Source organism: Wolbachia endosymbiont of Nasonia giraulti, from assembly GCF_048054155.1.
Taxonomy (GTDB): Bacteria; Pseudomonadota; Alphaproteobacteria; order Rickettsiales; family Anaplasmataceae; genus Wolbachia; species Wolbachia pipientis_C.
In genome coordinates, this window is the sequence record NZ_JAFEVH010000080.1 from 1 (window position 1) to 3,857 (window position 3,857).

Genomic DNA, 3,857 nt, shown 5'->3' on the forward strand with positions numbered 1-3,857 from the left:
CATAAGCTCTGCTACCTCAACCTTTGTCTTACCTTTTTCTATCATCAATACTGCCTTTTCCCTTAAATCCACACTATATGCCATTATAACTCAAATACTTTATTATACCTTTATCATTTACTTTAGGAAATACTATAGTTATAAAGTCCGCATTGCTCAAGTAAGACATCACTATTGATGATATAGTGAACGTTAACATGTAAATCGCAAAAAACGTAAAGACGGATTGAACTTCGTCATTTTCCAGTATTTTACCATTGAGTTTTACTCTATCGCTTTCACTTGGATCTAATAAAGAGCTAAAGTAATTCCTTATAGACTTTAGAAAAATGACTAAACGGAAGATTTTGATTCCACCACTAGCAGAACCACCACATCCACCAATAAAGGCTAAAAAGAAAGCTAAGACTGAAATAAAGCTCCAATTCAAGTAGTTGCACATTACATAGCCAGTTGATGTGATAAAGGAGGTAATGGTGAATGTGCTGTACCTAAATGATAAAAATACTCCTAAGTCAAAATTTTTATATAACCAAAAACAAGCAAGCAAAGATGAGATAACAACTATCTTAATAAAGTAAGAGACCTGTTCATCATAACAAACGTCTAATCGTCTTATAATTTTTAAATAGCTCAGAAAAGGTAAAGAGCCTAAAATCATAAAGATAATTGTTATGACCTCCAATATAGGGTTATTGTAGTAGCCTATAGAATCGTTATAGTTAGCAAATCCACCAGTTGATACAGCGGACATTCCGTGACATACTGCGTCAAATAATGGCATGCCAGCTAGATAGTAGGAAAATATGCACAATAAAATTAGGCAGTAATATATTTCTGCAATATGTATTACTACGCTTCGCGTATGTGGTAACTTTCTTTTAAGAGCATCTGAGTACTCAGAATAGAGTAAATTATTTAAGCTCAAAACCTTAAATATGGGAAAAATTGCAATTCCTACTGTAATTATTCCAAATCCTCCTATACCATGCAGCATTGCTCTCCACAGTAGTATCCCTGGAGATTGTTGTTCAATTTCGCTGAGCACAGTTGCCCCTGTGGTTGTAATCCCAGATACTGCTTCAAATAGTGCATCAACGTAGCTTAGACTATCAAGATAGAATGGAATAGCTGCAAATAGAGATAATACAATCCAGGTACAGCTAGTAATCGCAAAAATTGCCGGCATTCCATGTAACTTACTTAGTTTACCCAATAAAATAAAAATTGCACTAAATGTGCAGGTAACTATAAATCCAACCAGAAAATTTTTCCATTCGTAACCTAGATAATTATTAGTAATAGCAGGAATAAGCATTGCTACGCCAAACAACAATAGAAAAATTCCCACAATAAACGCAATTGAACGTAAAACTTGCAGATTTTCCATAGATAGTAACTTGAAAGCTATATGTTATTAAAACTTCAACCGCTTTGCTAATTTTTTCTCTTGACTTGATTATAAATACGTATAATTATAGCGCTAAATTTGCCATAAGAGGTAGAGGTAAGGTATGTTATTAACTGAAAGACAAAAAAACATTCGAGATTCATTAATTAGTGAAGCTATACAAGGCAACTTTGAGAGTATAAAAAATAATTACGATAGCGATATACAAGAAGTTTTGAAAAGCGAATTACCTAGTAATATACAAAAAGAGTTTAAAGACGATCTACCTAATTCTTGTACCATTTCACAGTTGGTTATATTCAAAAAAAATCAAAAGGAAATTAATCAATGTATACAGAAAATGGAGCAAAAAATTGAGAGTATTTCGTGTGATATAGCTATGCAAGAAGAGGAAGGAAGTGATGATTCGCATATGCAAAAAGTGAAAAACTTAAAGAGAACAAGTGATCTTCACCACAAATTACGTCAAGCAATAGATTATTTAGATGTTAAAAAAGTTAAAGCAGTATTAGAAGATTGTGATACAAATCTAGCAATGATTTTAAATAGACCTATACATTCACAGAGCAAAACTACCCTTTTACTTTATCCTCTGCAAGTTGGTCTTAATAAACGATATATAGGTGATGGTAAAAGATTGAAACAAGAAGATCTGAGAAATATAAAAGAAATTACTAAACTTCTTTGGGATAAAGCTTCTCCTGATATTCGCGATTTCTGGTTTAAATTCCATCAAGATCAACAAGAAGAAAGTACAAAAGACACAAAAGCAACCTTTGAAGCTCATTTGAAAAAAGCTCCTCCTGATATTCGTGACTTGTGGCTTAAATATCAAAGAGTGCCTGAAAATCAAGATGCAGCTGTAATAAAGCTTCTTAAAGGTGAGCAACAACGACATGCCAAGATAGGTAGTGAGAAGTGGCTTGAAGATTTCATTCAAGAAGTTAAAGATTACACAGAACAAAAAAGCATAGAAGAAAACCTTGAAATAGCTACAGAGAAACCTACAACAAAATCTGTTCTACAAGACGCACAACTTTCTCAAATAAATAGAACTTGTTGTATTTTGTAGTAAATAAGTTCTTAGGGAATCTAAGCATGATAACAATAAAAACAAGAAATTTAAACGTTCTATTTTTAACCTAGTATCCAGAATAAAAAAATATCAAAGTCATCATATTATATCACGAACCTTTTCCAAGACTTTTTTCATATTTTCGCTTGAAAGTGGAATTAAGCCAAGCCTAGATAAATATCCACCCTCAGTACTAATAGAGTCTACAACTTCTCTAATGAATTCCCTTAATCCATCAACAGTATCTAAGTGTTCTTTCTTTATATAAAGATATAAAGGCCTTGCTAACATATACTCCCCCGATGATATATTTTTATAAGTTGGCTCAATTCCTGCGATTGTGCTTCCTTGAATCTCATCTTGGTTTTTCGCTAAAAAGCTGAAGCTAAATATTCCTAAAGCATTTTTATTGCTCTTCAATTTTTGTATTATTATGTTTTCATTAATTCCAACTTCTATATATCTTCCATCATCTCTGATATTACTACATGCTTTCTTTCTTTTTTCTTGGTCTTGATAATTCTCTTTGAAAATCCTTGAGTTCATACATGAATATTGATCAAGCATAATAAAATTAATCAAAGTTTCATGTGTACCTGTATTTTGATGTGGGCCATAGATTTTAATTTCTGTTTTTGGTAGAGCTTGATTTACATCAGACCAAAATTTCTTGTTATTCTTTACTAATCTATCATTGTCTTCAGAATATGAAGATAAAGTTTCAAACAGGTCATTTTTTGTAAAATCAAATCTATGGCTTTGATTTGAATTTGCAATAACAATTCCATCATAGCCAATTATGATCTCTATTACTTCATTCACTTTATTTCTTTTACATAATTCTCTCTCTACTTCCTTCATAGGGCGAGATGAAGTAGTGATATCTGGTGTGCCTTCCCCTATTCCTGAACAAAACATTTTGAACCCTGATCCACTTCCTATCGATTCTACAACTGGAGTTTTAAAGGAAAATATACGGCTGAATTCTTCAGATATAAATGAGATAAAAGGAAAAACAGTTGAAGATCCAACAATTCTGATATATCTTCTGGCATCAACATTTGACAGTGGGATGAGTAATACAAATGCAAAAATAAGGAAAAGGCGTTTCAGCATCGTTTTCGCTCAAGAGTGTAAACTTAATTATCGTAATAAAAAATCAAACTGAAAAGCTTTTTTTCTAGATTTCAAAAGGTATAACGGGGAACGTTCAAAAAAGTGTGTCAAACCGAAAAAAAGTAATAAATTGATATAAAAAATGGAGGTTTGATATGAGTCAAGCAAATAGAACTACTGGTTTGGTAGATTATAAAGAATTAGAAACAAATATCCTGTCATCTATACGAGAAGGAAGACCATTGACAGGAAGAG

General features: G+C 32.1%; 3 protein-coding genes. 1 reads left to right on the forward strand and 2 read right to left on the reverse strand.

The genetic code is table 11. From position 1 onward, the window contains the following. Window positions 1-73: 73 nt before the first annotated feature. Window positions 74-1,390 (reverse strand): TrkH family potassium uptake protein, encoded by a 1,317-nt coding sequence (locus JR312_RS06235; protein WP_416647980.1) that lies wholly within the window; start codon window positions 1,388-1,390, stop codon window positions 74-76. A 124-nt stretch (window positions 1,391-1,514) separates the two neighbouring features. Here JR312_RS06235 and JR312_RS06240 point away from each other — a divergent pair, with 124 nt between their 5' ends. Beyond that, window positions 1,515-2,483 (forward strand): hypothetical protein, encoded by a 969-nt coding sequence (locus JR312_RS06240; protein ID WP_416647981.1) that lies wholly within the window; start codon window positions 1,515-1,517, stop codon window positions 2,481-2,483. 102 nt (window positions 2,484-2,585) lie between these two features. On the opposite strand, the gene JR312_RS06245 is transcribed toward JR312_RS06240, so the two are convergent. Next, window positions 2,586-3,602, reverse strand: a complete 1,017-nt coding sequence (locus JR312_RS06245; protein WP_135352867.1) for a substrate-binding domain-containing protein — start codon at window positions 3,600-3,602, stop codon at window positions 2,586-2,588. Window positions 3,603-3,857 lie beyond the last annotated feature (255 nt).